The sequence below is a fragment of the Aeromonas rivuli genome, from assembly GCF_020149575.1.
GTDB lineage: Bacteria > Pseudomonadota > Gammaproteobacteria > Enterobacterales > Aeromonadaceae > Aeromonas > Aeromonas rivuli.
Map to the genome: position 1 here is coordinate 151,540 of NZ_CP079742.1, position 18,002 is coordinate 169,541.

15 protein-coding genes and 1 pseudogene are annotated in these 18,002 nt (G+C 60.0%); 4 read left to right on the forward strand and 12 right to left on the reverse strand.

The window, feature by feature from the left end:
• Nucleotides 1–78 precede the first annotated feature (78 nt).
• Both KYK33_RS00660 and KYK33_RS00665 read right to left on the reverse strand, forming a co-directional pair.
• Nucleotides 79–1,659 (reverse strand): ABC transporter ATP-binding protein, encoded by a 1,581-nt coding sequence (locus tag KYK33_RS00660; RefSeq protein WP_224431718.1) that lies wholly within the window; start codon nt 1,657–1,659, stop codon nt 79–81.
• 146 nt (nt 1,660–1,805) lie between these two features.
• Nucleotides 1,806–2,804, reverse strand: a complete 999-nt coding sequence (locus tag KYK33_RS00665; protein ID WP_042039880.1) for a BMP family lipoprotein — start codon at nt 2,802–2,804, stop codon at nt 1,806–1,808.
• Nucleotides 2,805–3,335: 531 nt separating this feature from the next.
• Here KYK33_RS00665 and uvrD point away from each other — a divergent pair.
• Nucleotides 3,336–5,507 (forward strand): DNA helicase II, encoded by a 2,172-nt coding sequence (uvrD, locus tag KYK33_RS00670; protein WP_224431719.1) that lies wholly within the window; start codon nt 3,336–3,338, stop codon nt 5,505–5,507.
• Nucleotides 5,508–5,612: 105 nt separating this feature from the next.
• Here the strand turns inward: uvrD and KYK33_RS00675 are convergent, their stop codons facing one another.
• Nucleotides 5,613–6,434, reverse strand: a complete 822-nt coding sequence (locus KYK33_RS00675) for an XAC2610-related protein (protein ID WP_224431720.1) — start codon at nt 6,432–6,434, stop codon at nt 5,613–5,615.
• A 39-nt stretch (nt 6,435–6,473) separates the two neighbouring features.
• Nucleotides 6,474–7,505 carry a tetratricopeptide repeat protein gene (locus KYK33_RS00680; protein WP_224431721.1) on the reverse strand — a complete coding sequence of 344 codons (1,032 nt, stop codon included), beginning with the start codon at nt 7,503–7,505 and terminating at the stop codon, nt 6,474–6,476.
• 551 nt (nt 7,506–8,056) lie between these two features.
• On the opposite strand from KYK33_RS00680, the gene KYK33_RS00685 reads away from it, so the two are divergent.
• Nucleotides 8,057–8,569, forward strand: a complete 513-nt coding sequence (locus KYK33_RS00685) for a hypothetical protein (RefSeq protein ID WP_224431722.1) — start codon at nt 8,057–8,059, stop codon at nt 8,567–8,569.
• Between the two features lie 127 nt (nt 8,570–8,696).
• On the opposite strand, the pseudogene KYK33_RS20225 reads toward KYK33_RS00685, so the two are convergent.
• Nucleotides 8,697–8,804: pseudogene (locus tag KYK33_RS20225) on the reverse strand (LysR family transcriptional regulator); the annotation flags it as partial.
• Nucleotides 8,805–8,971: 167 nt separating this feature from the next.
• Here KYK33_RS20225 and KYK33_RS00690 point away from each other — a divergent pair.
• Complete coding sequence (locus KYK33_RS00690) at nt 8,972–9,679, forward strand: chromophore lyase CpcT/CpeT (protein ID WP_396021373.1); 708 nt, start codon at nt 8,972–8,974, stop codon at nt 9,677–9,679.
• Here the strand turns inward: KYK33_RS00690 and KYK33_RS00695 are convergent.
• The 3 genes from KYK33_RS00695 to KYK33_RS00705 are packed head-to-tail and all read right to left on the reverse strand — an operon-like array spanning nt 9,652 to nt 13,345.
• Complete coding sequence (locus KYK33_RS00695) at nt 9,652–10,893, reverse strand: MFS transporter (RefSeq protein ID WP_224431724.1); 1,242 nt, start codon at nt 10,891–10,893, stop codon at nt 9,652–9,654. The genes KYK33_RS00690 and KYK33_RS00695 overlap by 28 nt on opposite strands.
• A gap of 11 nt (nt 10,894–10,904) precedes the next feature.
• Entirely contained in the window at nt 10,905–12,158 is a 1,254-nt protein-coding gene (locus KYK33_RS00700) for an ATP-grasp domain-containing protein (RefSeq protein WP_224431725.1), read from the reverse strand.
• On the reverse strand, nt 12,155–13,345 hold the full coding sequence (locus KYK33_RS00705; RefSeq protein ID WP_224431726.1) for an ATP-grasp domain-containing protein: 1,191 nt from the start codon (nt 13,343–13,345) through the stop codon (nt 12,155–12,157). The genes KYK33_RS00700 and KYK33_RS00705 overlap by 4 nt, the downstream gene beginning before the upstream one ends.
• A gap of 164 nt (nt 13,346–13,509) precedes the next feature.
• Here KYK33_RS00705 and KYK33_RS00710 point away from each other — a divergent pair, with 164 nt between their 5' ends.
• A complete protein-coding gene (locus KYK33_RS00710; RefSeq protein ID WP_224431727.1) occupies nt 13,510–14,934 on the forward strand; it encodes an aminotransferase-like domain-containing protein in 1,425 nt (474 codons plus the stop codon).
• A 102-nt stretch (nt 14,935–15,036) separates the two neighbouring features.
• On the opposite strand, the gene KYK33_RS00715 is transcribed toward KYK33_RS00710, so the two are convergent.
• The 4 genes from KYK33_RS00715 to KYK33_RS00730 form a co-directional block, all read right to left on the reverse strand.
• On the reverse strand, nt 15,037–15,669 hold the full coding sequence (locus KYK33_RS00715) for a LysE family translocator (RefSeq protein ID WP_224432916.1): 633 nt from the start codon (nt 15,667–15,669) through the stop codon (nt 15,037–15,039).
• 47 nt (nt 15,670–15,716) lie between these two features.
• On the reverse strand, nt 15,717–16,532 hold the full coding sequence (locus tag KYK33_RS00720; RefSeq protein WP_224431728.1) for an AraC family transcriptional regulator: 816 nt from the start codon (nt 16,530–16,532) through the stop codon (nt 15,717–15,719).
• A 142-nt stretch (nt 16,533–16,674) separates the two neighbouring features.
• Entirely contained in the window at nt 16,675–17,577 is a 903-nt protein-coding gene (rarD, locus tag KYK33_RS00725; RefSeq protein WP_224431729.1) for an EamA family transporter RarD, read from the reverse strand.
• Between the two features lie 211 nt (nt 17,578–17,788).
• Nucleotides 17,789–17,959: a hypothetical protein gene (locus KYK33_RS00730; RefSeq protein WP_198135210.1), complete on the reverse strand. Its 171-nt coding sequence runs from the start codon at nt 17,957–17,959 to the stop codon at nt 17,789–17,791.
• Nucleotides 17,960–18,002 lie beyond the last annotated feature (43 nt).

Below are 18,002 nucleotides of genomic sequence, written 5' to 3' on the forward strand. Positions count from 1 at the left end.
TCTCCTTGCCGGGGATCTCGTCGTGGGCAGTGATGGTTGTCATCATCAGCGCCACCGCTGTGGGGGCGAATGCGGGTCTCATGGTGTGGCTCCCTGGGGTTGGCTTGCCGCCACCTCATCGGGAACGATATTCGCCATCATCAACCCTATGGTGCGCTCGTCCGCCGTAGCGGCATCCAGCTCGCCGACCAGACGACCATCGCTGATCACCAGGATGCGATCCGAGAGGGAGAGGATCTCGTCCAGCTCCACCGACACCAGCAGCACCGCCTTGCCCTGATCGCGCATGGCGATGATCTGCTGGTGGATGTACTCGATGGCGCCAATGTCCACGCCCCGGGTGGGCTGGCCAATCAGCAGCACGTCCGGATCCTGTTCCACCTCCCGGGCTATCACCAGCTTCTGCTGGTTGCCGCCGGAGAAGTTGGCGGTCTTGTGATCCGGGCTCGGCGGGCGCACGTCCCACTTGTCCATCTTGGCCTGACAGTCCTGACGGATGGCGCCCTTGTTCTGCAGCCAGCCCCTGTTGTAGAGGGGACGCTGGTGATAACCGAGGATGAAGGCCTCCTGGGCGTCGAAGCGGTTGATGAGGCCCATCTTGTGTCTGTCTTCCGGCACATGGCCCAGGCCATAGTCGCGTACCTGCTCCGGGCTTGCCGGGTGCTGGCTGTCGATGTGATGGACCTGGCCCTTGCCATCCAGAGTGAAGCTGCCCTGGCTGGGTTTGAGGATGCCGCCGAGCAGGCTGAGCAGCTCGGACTGGCCATTGCCCGAGACGCCCGCCACGCCGACCACTTCCCCGGCCCGCACCGCGAAGCTGACCGATTTGAGCCGTTCGACCCCGGCCTCATCGCGATAGCTGAGGTTGTCGACGCGCAGCTTGGGTGCGCCGGGCTGGGCCGGGCCCTTGTCGACCTTGAGCCGCACCTTGCGGCCCACCATCAGCTCGGCGAGCTGCTCCTTGTCGGTGTCCCTGGTCGCAACATGGGCGACCATCTCGCCCCTGCGCATGATGGAGACGCTGTCGGTAATGGCCAGGATCTCCCGCAGCTTGTGGGTGATGAGCATGATGGTGGTGCCCTGATCCCGCAGCTTTTTCAGCACCTCGAACAGGTGATCCGCCTCTTGCGGGGTCAGCACTCCGGTCGGTTCGTCGAGGATCAGGATGCGGGCGCCGCGATAGAGCGCCTTGAGGATCTCGACCCGCTGTTGCAGGCCGACCGGCAAATCTTCAACCTTCTCGTGCAGGGGCACTTCCAGGCCATAGTCCCGGGCCAGCTCACCGAGCAGCTTCTCGGCCGCCGCCAGGCTCTTGCCCAGGTGCCAGCCGTTCTCGGCGCCGAGGATGACGTTTTCCAATACCGTGAAGTTGTTCACCAGCATGAAGTGCTGATGCACCATGCCGATACCGGCCGCGATGGCGTCTTGGGAGCCATGGGGGCGGAAAGGGGAGCCGTCGACCAGCATGTCGCCGCGATCGGCATGATAAAAACCGTAGATGATGCTCATGAGCGTCGATTTACCGGCGCCATTTTCGCCGACGATGCCATGAATGCTGCCTTTTTGAACCTGCAGGTCGATCTGCTTGTTGGCGTAAACCTCGCCAAACCGCTTGTCGATACCGCGCAATTCGATGGCGTAGCGATCTGTCTGGTCCATGATGCAGTCCTTGCTAATCATGAAGAGTCTGCGCCCGCGCCCGGCGGTGCGGCTATCCATAGCCAGCCTGTGCCAGGGTGAAGGAGAGACTGAAAAACCGGCCCGCGAACGGGCCGGTGGTGGGGTGTCGAGTAGCTAAGGAACGATCAGTAGTTACAGGTGCTGTCGCTCATGTAGTCATGCACCTTGACCTTGCCGGCGATGATGTCGGCCTTGATGGCATCCGCCTTGGCTTTCATCTCGGGGGTGATCAACGCCTCGTTGTCTTTATCCAGCGCCCAATCCACGCCGCCTTCGGCCAGCCCCAGGGACTGAATGCCCGGCTGCCAGCTGCCCTTGGCGCCATCTTCCCAGGTCTTGTAGGCGGCCAGACCGACCGACTTGACCATGGAGGTCAGCATGGTGCCCGGCTGCAGGTGGTTCTGGTTGGAATCCACGCCGATGGCCAGCTTGCCTTCGTCCTTGGCGGCCTGATAGACGCCGATCCCGGTGCCACCGGCGGCGGCATAGACCACATCGGCGCCTTTGGCGAACTGGGACTTGGCGAGCTCGGCACCCTTGGCCGGATCGGCAAAGGCCGCCGGGGTGGAGCCGGTCATGTTCTGGAACACCTCGACCTTCGGATTGACGTATTTGGCACCCTGCTCATAACCGCACTCGAACTTGCGGATCAGCGGGATGTCCATGCCGCCCACGAAGCCGACCTTGCCGGTCTTGGAGGCCATGGCTGCCAGGGCGCCGACCAGGAAGGAGCCTTCATGCTCCTTGAAGACGATGGATTGCACGTTCGGCTTGTCGACCACCATGTCGATGATGGTGAACTGCACGTTGGGGAACTCGGTGGCGACTTTCTCGACCGCCGAGCCCATGTTGAAACCAACGGCGACGATCGGGCTGTTGCCACGGCTGGCCAGACGGCGCAGACCCTGCTCGCGCTGGGCCTCATTCTGGGGTTCGAACTCCTTGACCTTGACGCCCTTGTCCTTGTTGTAGACTTCGACGCCGTTGCGGAACACGGCTTCGTTGAACGACTTGTCGAATTTGCCTGCGGTGTCATAGATGACGGCGGGTTGGGAAGCTGCCTGGGCTGAGAGAGCGGCCAGGGTGAAGGCGGCCACGCTGGCCAGTTTGAGTACCTTAGTCACGATCTTATCCTTGATTGTTATTGAGGGTCCATGGCCTGCCGGTGCAGGCGCCAGTGCACGCAGGCTAACTGTAAGTGAGTGGGCATGGGGGTCAAGGCGTGCGTAACAGAAAAACGTTTGCGCTAACGATTTGAAACATAAGAGAACTGCTTTATAAGTTGTTGTTTATAAGCCTTTTTATGGTTTTTTGTGCTGAATTTATCCAGCCTCAAATGACATTTTGATTACAAATCATAGGGTTGTGCGCAAGCGTTTTCCCCCGTTGGCTCGATAGCAGGTTTCTATTGATTCCTATTTGACCCATTTCCGGCGTTTTGATCAGGGAGGCTCATCGGTTGAGATCCGTGGTGCATGGGAGCCGGCATGCAGATGGAAGAGGATGGCGACGGCCAAGGGGATCCCGTGAGGGGTTACGCCTGTGGGGCCGATGGGGGCATGTCAGCGGATCTTCTCTTTGGACATGCACGCCGATTTGGCCTGAGCCCACACAAGCCGTATAATCCCTGCCTGTATAAATAAACAGGAGTGGTGATGGACGTTTCGACCCTGCTCGACGGGCTCAACGACAAGCAAAGAGATGCCGTTGCGGCGCCCCGTAGCAATCTGCTGGTGCTGGCCGGTGCCGGCTCGGGCAAGACCCGGGTGCTGGTGCACCGTATCGCCTGGCTGATGCAGGTGGAGCGTTGCTCACCCTTCTCCATCATCGCGGTGACCTTTACCAACAAGGCGGCGGCCGAGATGCGCGGCCGGGTCGAGAAGGTGATAGGGGACGGGGTGCGCGGCATGTGGATAGGCACCTTCCACGGCATCGCCCACCGCTTGCTGCGGGCCCATCATCTGGATGCGGGCCTGCCCCAGGACTTCCAGATCCTCGACTCGGACGACCAGTACCGCCTCATCCGCCGGGTGCTCAAGGCGCTCAACCTCGACGAGAAGCACTGGGCCCCCCGCGCCGTGATGGGCTACATCAACGGCAAGAAGGATGAGGGGTTGCGCCCCGGTGACATCGACCTCTACGGCGACCCCGTCACCCGCACCTATCAGCAGATCTACAAGACCTATCAGGAGACCTGCGATCGCTCCGGGCTGGTGGATTTTGCCGAACTGCTGCTGCGCGCCCACGAGCTGTGGCTCAACCGGCCCCATGTGCTGGAGCACTACCGGGATCGCTTCCAGAACATACTGGTGGACGAATTCCAGGATACCAACGGCATCCAGTACGCCTGGCTGCGCATGCTGGCAGGCGAGTCCGGCCGGGTGATGATAGTGGGTGACGACGATCAGTCCATCTACGGCTGGCGCGGCGCCAAGATAGAGAACATCCAGCGCTTCCTGACCGACTATCAGGGCGCCGAGACCATACGCCTCGAGCAGAACTACCGCTCCACCGCCAATATCCTGAAAGCCGCCAACAGCGTCATCGCCAACAACTCAGACAGGCTCGGCAAGGAGTTGTGGACCGAGGGGGCTGATGGGGATCCTATCTCTCTCTACGCCGCCTTCAACGAGGTGGACGAGGCCCGCTTCGTGGTGGGTCGCCTCAAGGACTGGAAGGAGAAGGGCGGCCTGCTCGCCGATTGCGCCATCCTCTATCGCTCCAACGCCCAGTCCCGGGTGCTGGAAGAGGCGCTGATGCAGGACGCCATGCCGTACCGCATCTATGGCGGCCTGCGCTTCTTCGAGCGTCAGGAGATCAAGGACGCCATGGCTTACCTGCGCCTCATCAACAACAGGGGCGACGACGCCAGCTTCGAGCGGGTCGTCAACACCCCGACCCGGGGCATCGGCGAGCGCACCCTGGAGATATTGCGCAACAACGCCCGGGATCGTGGCCTCAACCTCTGGCAATCGGCCCGCACCCTGCTCGATGAGAAGGTGCTGACCGGTCGCGCCGGCAACGCGGTGCGCGGTTTCGTCGAGCTGGTGGATGCGCTGGAGGAACAGGTCTCCCTGCTGCCCCTGCATCAGCAGGCGGACATCGCCATCCAGCACTCCGGCCTCAAGGCCATGTATCTGGCGGAAAAAGGCGAGAAATCCCAGGCACGGGTGGAGAACCTGGACGAGCTGGTGACCGCCTGCCGTCAGTACAATCGCCCGGACGAGCTGGAGGATATGAGCGATCTCTCCGCCTTCCTCGCCCATGCGGCGCTGGAATCCGGCGAGAATCAGGCGGACGAATACAGTGACGCGGTGCAACTGATGACCTTGCACAGCGCCAAGGGCCTCGAATATCCGCTGGTGCTGCTGGTTGGTGTGGAGGAGGGCATGTTCCCCAGCCAGCAATCCACCGAGGAGTCGGGCCGGTTGGAGGAGGAGCGGCGCCTCTGTTACGTGGGCATGACCCGCGCCATGGAGAAGCTCTACATCTGTTATGCGGAGAGCCGCCGCATCTATGGCCGCGAGATGTTCCACAAGCCGAGCCGCTTTATCCGCGAGATGCCCGCCGAGTGTCTGGAAGAGATCCGGCTGCGCACCCAGGTCAGCCGCCCCACCCAGTACGGCCGCTTCAGCCAGAACGAGGTGCAGCAGAGCTTCGACGCCAGCGGCATCAAGCTCGGCCAGCGAGTGCTCCATCCGAAATTTGGCGAAGGCATAGTGCTCAACTTCGAAGGGGTCGGCCAGCAGAGTCGGGTGCAGATCCAGTTCGACGAGGTCGGCGCCAAGTGGCTGGTGACGGCGTATGCCAGGTTGGAAGCGCTCTAGCTTCTTTTCATCAAAGAGCCCGGATCGTTATTGATCCGGGCTGTTAAAATAGCAGCTTAACGTTAGTCACTTAGTGATAGTCGTTATGAACGCTCCAATTAATTGTCAGTTACAAGACTCTCTAGTTTTTTCAATTTGTTCACCACTGTCATCGCGTACTAGACATACGCCATCAACTAATTTCAACTTATTACCAACCCACTTGTAGTTATCAATAAGAATCTGAGCACCTGCGCAGCATTGGTTAGTTGATGTAACCGTTTTAGTCTTTCTATCGAAATCGAGAGAGGTCAGTGACAGTTGATCCGTCTCGGCATAGCGCTTAGTTTTCGGATCGTATAAGTAATATGTCCGGGATGTATTTGGCCCAGCATAGTAGCTTTCGAAAACCGAAAAGTCTGGATAACCATCGAAGTTATAGTCATCTATCTCTAGTTCATCATCGTTGCATATGCCATCTGATGTTAGAATAAATTCTGTTTTATCTGTCTGCTTGTTGATAATATGGGTCTTTTTTCCTGTATCATCACAGCGAATTCTGACATAGGTATCGTCAAATGAGGTCGATTGTATATTTCCCCTAGGATCATCAATAAAGATTAATGAGATAGGGTGGTGTCTGCCAGTTTTTATATTTTTCCAGTAACCATCAATGGCGCCATTTTTCTGAATTAAATAAAGCTCGGCCACAGATATCCCATTATTTTCCTCAATGTACTTAATGGTGTTGTTATCATCTTTTGATACGAAATATAATAAAATAGGAGTCCTGTGTTTATCATACATGTAAACAGCAGGTTCATCCGTGGCGGTGAATGACATGGATATATTAATGTTGCCTAGTGTCCCGTGATACTCATCACTCACCGAAGAAAATGGGATAAATAATGCTGTGGCGATCAGTAGGATGTTTTTTATTGATGTCATATCATCCTCCCAGTATTGAAAAATAGTTTGTTATAGCGTTCATCTTGTTATTAAATCTGGCTTGTTGGTTGAGATTAATGGCTGAATTATCTTTTTGTAATCATTGATCATATCACTCCCTTTACCATATCCTTCGGCAAGTGATAGTAGGCTGTAGGCTTGATGCAAATCACGTTCCCTACCATAGCCAAATGCATAAGTAAGTCCCTTGATGAATAAAACTTCAGGCTCAGGAGCCGTATTTTTACCAAAGCAGGTGTCCTGCTCTTTTTCAGTATGATATGGCATCCCTGGGCAGCGCATATCAAACCATAACTCAAATAAATCTTCTTTTTCACTCGCCAGTTTACAGAGAGAATATGCGTCTGGTTCAAGCTCTTTACTCACAGAGAGTTGCTCCATACAGAAGATAGTTTTCAATGCTTTTGGCGCTACCATTGAACCTTTTTCTTGTGCTTGCAGAAACCATTTTTTCGATTCAGGCAAACTACGTTGTAAGGTCAATGTTGCGTCAAGATAAGCTGCACCGATTCTCTCTTGTGAGTATACGTTGCCACCTTCTGCTGAGTGGCGGTACCACATTAAAGATTTTACGATATCTTTATCATTCGAATAACCATTTTCATATATTGCCCCAAGATAATTCTGAGCCGAAGAGTGTCCTTGTTTAGCTGCGAGTAGAAACCATTTTTTGGCTTCACTGCGATTACTTTGTATAGATATAAATTTGGAACCTTCTTCTGAACCGGAATAAATAATTCCCAATGTATACTGCGCATCTGCGTTCCCTTGCTTAGCTGCATCAACAAGATATGAGACGCCTATGTCTTTATCCTTAAGTGGGTTAAACCAGTTGAGATACAATAGGCCAAGTAGGTACTTTGATTCCATATCACCATCATCAGCATGATGCTTATATATATCTGTGGCTTTTATTATGAGCCCGGCATCTTGTTTATCTATACCTGCATTCGCCAATTGCCTGGCTTGCTGTAGGCTTTCTTGGGCAGGTGACGTTTTGGGGAGGTAGAATAGTAGTGCTATGGCTGTTAATACGATGAAAAATTTCATAAATCACCCTCGATATAGTGGATGATTATGTCATTGTGTGGTGTCGAATGGCAACCATTTTTGAGCGAAAAATGACCCAGCGGGCAATCTAGGACACCCACCTTTCCTAGCAAGCCGTAGCCTGGTTAGTGATGTGTGATAGATGGTTGGCTCGGGGGCTGGAGAGAAGAACAGGGGATCTGGGACACCCACCTTTCTGACAGAGGTATAGCTGGTGAGGCTATGCCGTGATGTTTTAGGTGAAGGTATCTGGTAACTTGACCAGCTTACTCTCCATCACCACTTGCTTGCCCTCCTCTTCACTGACCTGACTCAGCTTGGAGCTGCCAGTCAGCAGGGCAGCACTCATCACTATTTGCCTGAACATAGTGTTTATTTTTAGTGGGTTAACAGGGTTTGAAGGTTCGCATGAGGCTTTGCTGCCGGGCAACCACTCAAACTGCCGTCGATGTGACGGGATTCAATGTTCCGACAATTAACCGGAATGGTGGAGTGCTTTGACGGTGCGGCGAACGACGGCATACTGCCCTGTCACCAGATGGGAGTCATTGATGTCTAAGTGGATACCGACACTGCGCCGGATGGGGTTGTGGTTTTTGCGAAAAACGGCGTTGGCACTGCTGACCAGCCTGCTGTTTTTGCTCTCCTTCACTCTGTTTCAGTACGCCTCCTGGTGGCCGATGCTGATGGAGGATGATTCTCTGCACTGGGGCGGCTACTTTCAGGGGCACACCTTTACCGAACTGGCGCTGCCCATGTTGGAGTTCAGCGTTTTGCTCGCCTGCGTCTTCTGCCCCCTGTTTCTGCTGATGCCCCGCCCGCTGCTGCCACCACTCTTTGCCGGGCTCTGGCTGTGGCAGACCTATGACACCGCCTTTATGACGGCGACCGCCTCGACCTGGCAGCCTCACGAGATCATCTGGACCTTTATCCTGCCTCACTCCCACTGGCTGCTGCTCACCTTGGTACCTCCGCTGCTGCTGATCCGCCATCTCGGCAGGCGGCTATTGGCTGATACACAGGCGACACGGGCAGGGGCGATCACTCTGGACGGCAGGCGGTAGTCAGGGGGATCGACTGATTAGGCGATCATCCGATGACGCTTCGCTAATCGAACCTACACGCAGCATAGAGGTGGGTTATCGGCGTTTCGCCCGAGAGGCACAAACCCCATACTCCCGTCTATCGGGCTCACCTCAACTGAAACGCCTTGACGATAAATTCGATAAAGAGCCGCACCTTGCGGGACTGCTCCTTGTGGAAGGGGTAGACGGCGAACAGGGCGTGGGGGTCGGGTTGTCAGTGGGGGAGAACAATCTGGAACAATCCGGGACACCCACCTTGCTGGGAGAACCATCAATCTGGCGGTGATGAGATGGCCGAGGGGACGCCACCCGGACCCGGGATCCTTAAGGGTTTGATCTGGCTTGCAGTTTTTGCGATCGATAGCTCATATAATCGCCGCCATGAAGATGACTCGGACGGATTCGATGACACAGCGGATGGCACTCCTGCTCGGGCTGCTTTACGGCGGTCTGGTATGGGCGGCGCCAGTGTCGGCCCCCTTGATCACCCCTCAGACCGGCCCGTCCGTGGCCAGTGAAACAAGGGAAGGCGGCCCCATGGAGCCGCTGCTCTCCTGGTTTAGCGGGGATTTTTCCAATGCCGAGCAAGCGAACCATGACGACCGTTTCGCCAGTGCCAAGCTGCGGCTGATGGAGATCTGGCCGGGCATGGCCGGGGTGCGCTGGGTCTACGCCGAGCAGAGCCTGAGCGAGCGGCCGGATCGTCCCTTCCGTCAGCGCATCTATCGTTTCAGCGAGGGGCCAGGCGGCCGCATCCTGATGGCCGAGCTGACCATGCCGCGCGCCACGGATTTTGCCGGTGCCTGGCACAACCCTCCCCTGCTCGACTCTTTGGCTCCCTCCCAACTCTCCTTGCGCGCCGGCTGCGAGATCCTGCTCAGTCGTCAACCCTCCGGCGATTACCAGGGCCACAGCAAGATAGGCAGCTGCGACACCGATTTTGGTGGCGCCCACACCCTGGTGCAGTACCTCTGGATTGGCCCGGATCGGGTGCGACTGCTCGATCGCGCCTACGACGAAGGCGGCCATCAACGCTGGGGTAGCCCGGGGGAGGGCTATCTCTACCTGCGGCTGCCCGCCGCCGGTTGAGCCGGTTCGGGCAGGGCCCGGGTGCGGGCGGCCCCGGCGATGGATCGATAGAGCAGCAGGTAGCCCAGGGCACAGACCAGGCTCGCCATCAGGAAGATCTCCTGCACCGCCACCCTGTCTCCCAACAGGGCGATGATGAGCCCGGCCAGAGGCAGGCTGAGCTGATTGAGCAGCACCATCAGGCTGATCACTCTCCCCCGCTGCTGTTCCGCTATCCAGTGCAGGCGCTCGGTGCGAATAAAGACATTGAACAGACCGCACAGGCCGTAGCTGAGGCCGCATCCCAGCAGATACCAGCCAAAACTCGGGGCCGTGGCCATGATGAGGCCCCCGGCCAGGATCAGCAGGAAGGCGAGCTGCCCTATCCAGTAGACGGCGACCCGGCGCAGCAACCAGGGCATCAGCAGGAAGGCGCCGATGGAGATGAGCCCCATGGTGAGCTGGACGCTGGCCAGGGTCTGATCGCTCTGACCAAACAGTCCCAGCGTCATGGGGGCGGCAGTGGCGAGCGCCAGGCCGACGATCAGGTTGACCAGCATGGCGAGTCCGACCAGCCGCAGCAGTATGGGCTGGGCCAGCAAGGCGTCGAGCCCGACCCGCAGCTCGGGCAGCAGCGCCCTGTGTTGACTCTGGGGGTTGGCGGCGGGCGCGGCACCCCGGGTCAGTCCCAATACCCCGGTGGCACTCAGGGCGAAACCCAGGGCGCATCCCCATAGCAGCTGGGTGGCGGGCAGCCAGATGAGCAGAACGGCGGCCAGGGCGGGGCCGAGCACGCTGGCCCCGTTGTTGGTGACTTGCAGCCAGCTCTGGGCCTTGGCCATGTCGGCCGGAGGCACCAGTTGGGGCAAGGTGGTCTCGAGGGCGATGAAGGCCTGGGCATAGCAAAAGGCACACAGCGCCATCATCACCATGATGGGGGCCATGCCGCTGCCGGGCCACAGGGTCATGATGAGGGCGGTGATGACGCAGGCCGCCGCCCTCAGGCCGTCGGCCAGTATGTAGACGCGCCGCCCGCCGACACGGTCGGCAAACACCCCGGCCAGAGGCAGAGAGATGAGGCGGGGCAGCCATTCGATGAAGAAGGCCAGCCCGGACAGGGCGACGCTACCCGTGCTGCGATAGACCAGCAGGGGCACGGCAAACTGGAGGATCTGATCGCCGAGCCCGGACAGCATGCGGGAACCCAGAAAGACGGAGAAGCGCATTGCTTGCATAGACATATCCCTCAGCAGTGGACGACTGGCTGGTCGCAGGCGATCAGGGTGTCGGCCTCGATGGCCTCAGCCAGGGCATCGAGTTGGGCCAGCAGGGTCGGATAGTCGGCGTGGTGCAACACTATCTGGCCCATGAAACCGCCATTGTCGGTCACCCTGGTGCTGACCCGCTCCCCCAGGGTCTTGCTGTAGCTGCCTTGGTGCAGTGGGATGCCCAGAGCCTGGGCGAGGCGCGGGATATCGGCCTGGCGGCGCAGGGTCCCGCTCTGACGGGGGCGCAACATGCGGATCCCGCTATAGCCCAACTGGCGGGGAAGGACGGTATGGGTCTGTCCCGTGCGGGCCCAGTGCAACCAGCGCTGCCAGGGATCGAACGCCTCGAAGCTGAGGGCGGCGAGATCCCAGATGTGCATGCCCGCCGGCCGCATGTTGCTCTCCACCGCGCTGGCCCCCTGCTCGCGCAGGAAGAGCTCGTTGTGATAGGCCCCCCACTCCTTTGCCAGCAGTTGACGCATGAAGCCCCCGGCCTGATTGAGCCAGCGGGTCTGCTCCGGGGCGAGCCGGGCCGGTACTATCTGCTGGTATTCGGCGCGGTACTCCCCCTGGGTGGTGTGTTTCTCGGTCAGCCAGCGGCAACCGGCCACATAGTCCCAGCTGAATTCCCGCGCCCCTTCGATGAGGGGCTCCATCATGATGCCGCTGGTGTGATAGGGGGCCAGCTCGGCCCAGACGGCGGCGCAGTCGGTGTGCCCATGAACCGCCATGCAGCCCCGGCTGTTGCCTTCGGCCACCGGCTTGATGAAGCCGGTGCCGCCGAACTCCTCCCGGGTGGCGATCAGGGTCTCCAGGCTGTCGATGGCCCGGGCCGTCAGGGGCAGATAGTGATCCGGGGCGGGCACCTCGGCTTCCATGGCCCGGAAACGTCGCTTGTCCAGACCAGCAAGGGCCGCCTCCAGCCGGGCACCGGGCAGCCGGTAGTGCTGGGCCAACATGGCTCCGAGCGGTACGCCTCGATCGGAGAAGGGGAGTATGCCGACCGGTGTCATGGCCGCCTCGGCCAGGGCCTGGCACACCCGCGCCAGGGCGGGGGCCTGGCCGAGATCCGTCTGGATTACCAGATCGGCAGCCTGCCAGTCTTGCTGGCTGGCCCGTTCCACCACCAGCACCAGCTGGCAATCGAACCGGTCGTGAGCCAGCTGGCGGAGCTTGGCGACATCATAGATGCGCACATTGTTGTAACCGACGATGACGAAACAGGGGGTCATGCTGATGCCTCCATCCGCGCAGGCGGGGTCGATATGTATTCCACTCGGGTCTGCTCCAACAGGGCGCCGAGGGCCGGGGGCAGGGTCTCTGCCCGGCCTTGCACTATGCCGGACAAGGGAGTGGCGCCAGTGGCGTAGCTGATGCTGCCGGGGCGCGCCATGTTCGGTTTCGCCTGATGCCAGCTGTGCAGCAGGGCGCCCCAGCGGCCGTGGTCGAAGTGGATGCGCTGGGCCTCGCCCCTGTGGTGGGCCGGATAGACGAACCAGCCGTAGTGAGTGTCACTCAGGGGGGCCGCCTGCTGGGTGATCTTCCCATGGAGCTGGTATTGCAGGTCGATGTGATAGAGGTTGAGCCCCGTTCTCAGGGCGAAGGTGTCGGCGACCCCAGCCCCGCCGACCCGGCAGGCGGTCTCGAGGAAATAGAGTCCACCCTGGTGGTCTTCAATGAGTTCGAAGTGAAAGCAACCCTGACGCTGACCCAGGGCGGCCAGGGTCTGGCGCAGCAGTGCTTCCATCTGCGGCTGGGGGGTTATCTGAACCGAGCCCAGGGGGGCGCCCCCGGCGTAGTCGAGGCAGTTGCCCACATAGCGGCTGGTGATTGCCTGGACAAGTTCACCCTCGCGCAAGAAGCCATCGATATGGCAGATCTCACCCTGGATGAAGGCTTCCACGAAGTAGTCATCCGGGCGGGTAAGTTGCCCGATTGCATCGAGCAGCCTCTGCCGATCCCCCATCACTATCCCTGTGCTGGAGGCTTCCAGTCTGGGTTTGAGCACGAAGCTGCCGGGGCTGTCCGGCAGGCGGGAAAATGTCTCAAGGGACCAGAACGCGGGCTGGGGGATGCCCGCGGCCTTACAGCGGACCCGCATGGCCCACTTGTCGCGCAGGGGCAGTATGTCCAGCGGCCTGTCACCGGCAATGGCGAAGCGCTCGCGCAGCTCGGCTGCGGCCAGCAGCTCGTACTCGGAGCGGGCGATCAGCCGATCGGCCCGGTGCAGCAGGGGGGCACATTGCCGGGCCAGCTCCTCGGGCTCGAAGCTGGCGACCTCATGGTGATGACTGCCGGGGGGAAGGTCTGCCTGGCCGCCGGGCAGGCAGAGGTAATCGACCCTGTGCTCGGCATGGTCGATGGCCTGGTCGTAGCGGATCTTGCCATAGGGCAATCGATGCAGAATGACAATGTTCATGCTTGATACTCCAGCGGGAAGTGGTGCGCCATGCTGGCGGCTAAGGCGTATACCAGGGTCACTCTATGTTTGTTAAAGGCAGGGAAGCAGGGAGGGTAGGTATTCATTTGGCATTACTTTGCCGGTAGAGTGGCCAGTAAAGTTGAGCAAGGAGCCTCGCTGTCATGATGATCCCCGACCTGGTATTCAAACCAGGGGAAGCCAAGGTGCTGCAAATTACGGCCCATATCAGTCAATTGATTCAGGATGGCAGCTTGCCAAAAGGGGCCAGACTGCCCTCCATCCATGCCCTGACGCGCCAGCTCGGGGTAAGTAAATTTACCGTGGTCGATGCGTTGGACAGGCTCAAGGGCCAGCAGCTGGTTCATGCCCGCCAGGGACGCGGCTATTTTGTCTCCCGGCATGCTCCTGTGCCGGATGGTGACAGCCTGGGTCAGCTCTTGCCGCAGGATTTTCTGAGTGTGTCTCGCCGTGCCCTGATTGGCGAAAATGTGGCGGATCGGCCCGGCTGCGGCTTCTTGCCTGCCGACTGGCTGGATGATGACGGGTTGCGCCAGGCGCTGCGCCAGGTGAGTCGTCAGCCCAACCTCAGACTGGCAGAATATGGTGATGCCGCCGGTTACCGACCCTTGCGTGAGACCTTGCGCGACCGACTCGCCGTCCATGGCATGCAGCTGACCAGCAGCCAGCTGGTCACCACGGCCAACACCATGCAGGCCCTCGATCTGTTACTGCGCTTGCTGCTGCGCCCCGGCGAGGCCGTCTTGGTCGATGATCCCTGCTATTTCAATTTCCATGGCATCTTGAGCCTGCATGGCGCCCGGGTGCTGCCTCTGCCTCGTGGCCCGCAGGGGCCTGATCTGGTGCAACTCGAACATTGGCTCAGGGAGGAGCAGCCGCGGCTCTATCTGACCTCGGGCCTGCTGCATAACCCCACCGGTCAATCGCTCTCTACCGCGCAGGGGTTCAGCCTGCTGGAGCTGCTGTCTCGCTGGGATTGTCACCTGATTGAGGATGACCTCTACGGGGATCTGCTCGGGGAGGGGGTCGCCCGGCTGGCGAGCCTGGGTGGTGCCAGTCGAGTGACCTATGTGTCGGGTTTTTCCAAGTTGCTCAGCGCCAACTTGCGGATAGGTTTTATTGCGGCGAGTCCGGCTCTGGCGGCGAGTCTGGCCGGACTGAAGCAGGTCTGCGGCGGGGTGACCATGGAGATAGGGGAGCGGATGTTGACCGGGTTGCTGCGAGACGGCCACTACGACCGGCAGCTACGCCGCATTCGGCAGCGACTGTGTGATGCGGGGGGCCGTGTCGACGACTGGCTGACAGGGCTGGGCTGCCGGCTGGAGTTCAATGGTGAGGGTGGTCTGTTTCGCTGGGTACGGCTGCCGGAGGGGGTGAACAGCGAGACCCTGGCCCAGTCGGCTCTGGCCGAAGGCATCGCCCTGGCCCCGGGCTCGCTGTTCACCCGGGGCCAGGAGGGGCACCGCTATATGCGACTCAATCTCGCCCACACCGATCACCCCGAGTTGATGGCACGGCTGGGGCGGCTGCTGCGAAAGGCGGGGCAAGGACCGACTGCGCTCCCCTGACGGGGAGCTCGGCAGTGGGTGGTTCTCTGCTAGATAAGCTGCCCGGTCATGCCGCCCGGGAGGGAGAGGCTGGGACTGGGCACCAAAGGGCGCGCCAGAGGTCTAGATAAGCTGCTCGGCCATGCCGCCCAGGATGGAGAGGCTTACGGCGCCAAACAGCACACCAGTTACGAGATTGAGCGGGCGCTGTACCCGGCCTAGCAGGCGCTGGGCGCGCGGGGTGGAGAGGCTCCAGGCCAGCAGTCCAAACCAGGCGAGGGATAACAGAAAGAGTTCCATCACCAGCAGGCCACGGGTCAGGCCACTGACTTGCGGTGTCACCATGGCCGCCAGCAGGCCGACGAAAAACAGCAGTGCCTTGGGGTTGAGCAAGTTAGTTGCCAGCCCGCGGCGAATGCCCTGCACCAGACCGCCATGCTCGCCTCCTGCCTGCAAGCTGGCCGCCGCTCCCCCTTGCCACGCCGCCCTGAGCGCCCCCCAACCGAGCCAGCCGAGATAGAGGGCACCGACCAGCCGCACCAGGATGAACAGCCAGGGGTGGTTGGCGATCAGCAGGCTGATGCCGGTCAGGCTGAAGGTGGCATGCAACAGAATGGCGATGGCAATGCCGATGGCGGCGCCAATGGCGGTGGGTCTGTGCAAGCTGGTGCGCAGGATCAGCGCGAAATCCGGGCCCGGGCTGGCCAGGGCGATGATATGGAGGAGCCCTATGGTGACGAACAGACTCTGCATGATGGTGCTTTCCTTACTGTGCTGCCTTGAAGAGCGAGCAGCTTGCCAGCCTAGGGGGGCGGATGGCTTGTAAAAGATTGCATCTGCTGGCGGTAGTCGGCCGGGGTCAGCCCGAATGCCTGACGAAAGCCGTGGTGGAAGTGGCTCTGATCGAAGAAGCCCACCGTCAGTGCCACCTCGCTCACCGCCATGCCCCGGGCGAGCAGGGCCTTGCTGCGCTCGAGCCGTAGCCGCTTGAGCCAGGCGTAGGGGGTCATGCCAGTCTTCTTCTTGAATTGGCGCAAGAAGGCGAAACGATCCAGGCCGAACAGGGCGGCGAGATCCTCCAGGCTGTGGCGCTCATCGAGGCGATCCAGCAGATGGCCGCGCAGGAACCTGAGCTGGGGATCCGCCAGCTTGTGCTCGCTCGGCGCCAGCTGCAGCAGCTCGCCGAGCAGGGCCAGCAGTTCGCTCTCGGCCAGCAGGCCATCGACCTTGGGATCTTCCAGGTACATGTGCAGACGGGCGAAGCCGGTATAGAGATCCGGGCGCCGTTGCAGGCCCCGGTCGAAAAAGTGCTCGCCACCGGGCAGCCAGGTTGCCAGTTGGTGCGGATCGATGGAGAAGACCCGTACCTCGTACCCCTCCGGCAGCAGGCTCAGGCCGTCGTGCATCTCGTCGGGATTGACGGTGGAGAGCTCGCCGCGCACCAGGGCATGGCTGCTTCCCTTGTGAATGAACTTCTGGCCACCCCGCTGCACCAGACCGATGTGGTAGTCCAGGTGCACATGGCGGCCATAGCTGAACTCCCGGTGATGGGAGTGAGAGAGTTCCAGGCCCGGCAGATGGGGGGACTGCCAGTAGTGAATGGGGGCGGCGTGTTTCATCCCTTACCAATACCCCAGATTGGCGACGGGCGCTTGTAGATTATTGCTGTCGGCCGATGTTGGGTGGCCAATACCGGTTCGGGGCTGATGGCAAACACCCGGCGGGGGCCGGGTGTTTGAGAGATGAGGGTCATCCGGTCTGCTATCGAACCGCAGGTTGGGGTGGCCGTCTGCTGCTGCGCAGACCATCCAGGCTGAACAGCACCAGCGCACTCCAGATGCAGGCGAAGGTGATCAGCTTGTCGGTGCGCAGTGCCTCGCCGTACAGGGTGACCGCCAGGATAAACATCAGGCTGGGCCCTATGTACTGGAAGAAGCCCAGGGTGGAGAACTTGAGCCGGGTCGCGGCGGCGGTGAAGCAGAGCAGGGGGGCTGTGGTGACGGCGCCTGCGGCAATCAGCATCAGGTTGAGATAGAGGCTGTTGTCCGTCATATGGCTGGTCGGGCTGTCGGCGATGCCCCACAGATAGATGGCGGCGGGCGGCAGCAGGATCAGCGTCTCCAGCAGCAGGCCGGTGAGGGCATCCAGCGCCAGCTTCTTGCGCACCAGACCATAGAAGGCGAACGAACTGGCCAGCACCAGGGCAATCCAGGGCAGGGAGCCGAAGGCGATTAACTGCACGGCCACGCCGATGAAGGCGAGCCCCACGGCCCACCACTGCAGGCGGCGCAGCTTCTCACCGAGGAACACCATGCCGAGCAGCACGTTGAACAGCGGGTTGATGTAGTAACCCAGACTGGCATCGAGCATGTGACCGTTGTTGATGGCCCAGATAAACAGCAGCCAGTTGCCGCCTACCACGGCCCCGGTCAGTGCCAGGGTCATCAGCACCTTGGGCCTGCGCAGCACGGCACGCACCTTGGGCCATTGGCGGGTGAGCAGGACCAGCACCGCCAGCAGGGCGCACGACCAGATGATGCGGTGGGTGAGGATCTCGGCGGCGGGGACCTCGGCGATCAACTTGAAATAGATGGGGGCTATGCCCCAAAGGGTATAAGCACACAGGGCATAGATGACCCCCTGGCGCTGGATCTGTTCTGGCATCTGGCTGACCTTGACGAAGGAGCGATGTGACTGACACCGCCAAACGATCAGTTTAGCCATCCTCGGGGCGGGAAAGAAGCGATTAAATAGTGATTAACATGCATCTTACAGCGGAGTATCTGGCTATTCGCATCCACCCTGGCGGATCTTGGCGATATTCAGCCGTCATCACAGCACGGCATGAGTGGCCATGCTGGCCGGGTTTATCTGCTTAGCCTCTGCCGCGGCGGATCTTGTCGATATCCAATAGCAACCACAGCATGAGCACCAGGGCCGAGATCCAGGGGCCCCATGTCACATAGGCCTCCCCCTGACCCAGCAGGAAAAACAGCAGTGGCAGCCCTATTACCAGCAGCAGTACGCTGCCCACGAGAAATAACATCTTGATATCTATGGCTGAGATGGTGCTTGGCTGAGGAGTATAT

Excerpts from the sequence above, each read along its gene's own strand:
- KYK33_RS00660 (WP_224431718.1), bottom strand. The coding sequence starts at position 1,659 with ATGGACCAGACAGATCGCTACGCCATCGAATTGCGCGGTATCGACAAG.
- uvrD (WP_224431719.1), top strand. The coding sequence starts at position 3,336 with ATGGACGTTTCGACCCTGCTCGACGGGCTCAACGACAAGCAAAGAGAT.
- KYK33_RS00675 (WP_224431720.1), bottom strand. The coding sequence starts at position 6,434 with ATGACATCAATAAAAAACATCCTACTGATCGCCACAGCATTATTTATC.
- KYK33_RS00680 (WP_224431721.1), bottom strand. The coding sequence starts at position 7,505 with ATGAAATTTTTCATCGTATTAACAGCCATAGCACTACTATTCTACCTC.
- KYK33_RS00685 (WP_224431722.1), top strand. The coding sequence starts at position 8,057 with ATGTCTAAGTGGATACCGACACTGCGCCGGATGGGGTTGTGGTTTTTG.
- KYK33_RS00690 (WP_396021373.1), top strand. The coding sequence starts at position 8,972 with ATGAAGATGACTCGGACGGATTCGATGACACAGCGGATGGCACTCCTG.
- KYK33_RS00695 (WP_224431724.1), bottom strand. The coding sequence starts at position 10,893 with ATGCAAGCAATGCGCTTCTCCGTCTTTCTGGGTTCCCGCATGCTGTCC.
- KYK33_RS00700 (WP_224431725.1), bottom strand. The coding sequence starts at position 12,158 with ATGACCCCCTGTTTCGTCATCGTCGGTTACAACAATGTGCGCATCTAT.
- KYK33_RS00705 (WP_224431726.1), bottom strand. The coding sequence starts at position 13,345 with ATGAACATTGTCATTCTGCATCGATTGCCCTATGGCAAGATCCGCTAC.
- KYK33_RS00710 (WP_224431727.1), top strand. The coding sequence starts at position 13,510 with ATGATGATCCCCGACCTGGTATTCAAACCAGGGGAAGCCAAGGTGCTG.
- KYK33_RS00720 (WP_224431728.1), bottom strand. The coding sequence starts at position 16,532 with ATGAAACACGCCGCCCCCATTCACTACTGGCAGTCCCCCCATCTGCCG.
- rarD (WP_224431729.1), bottom strand. The coding sequence starts at position 17,577 with ATGCCAGAACAGATCCAGCGCCAGGGGGTCATCTATGCCCTGTGTGCT.
- KYK33_RS00730 (WP_198135210.1), bottom strand. The coding sequence starts at position 17,959 with ATGTTATTTCTCGTGGGCAGCGTACTGCTGCTGGTAATAGGGCTGCCA.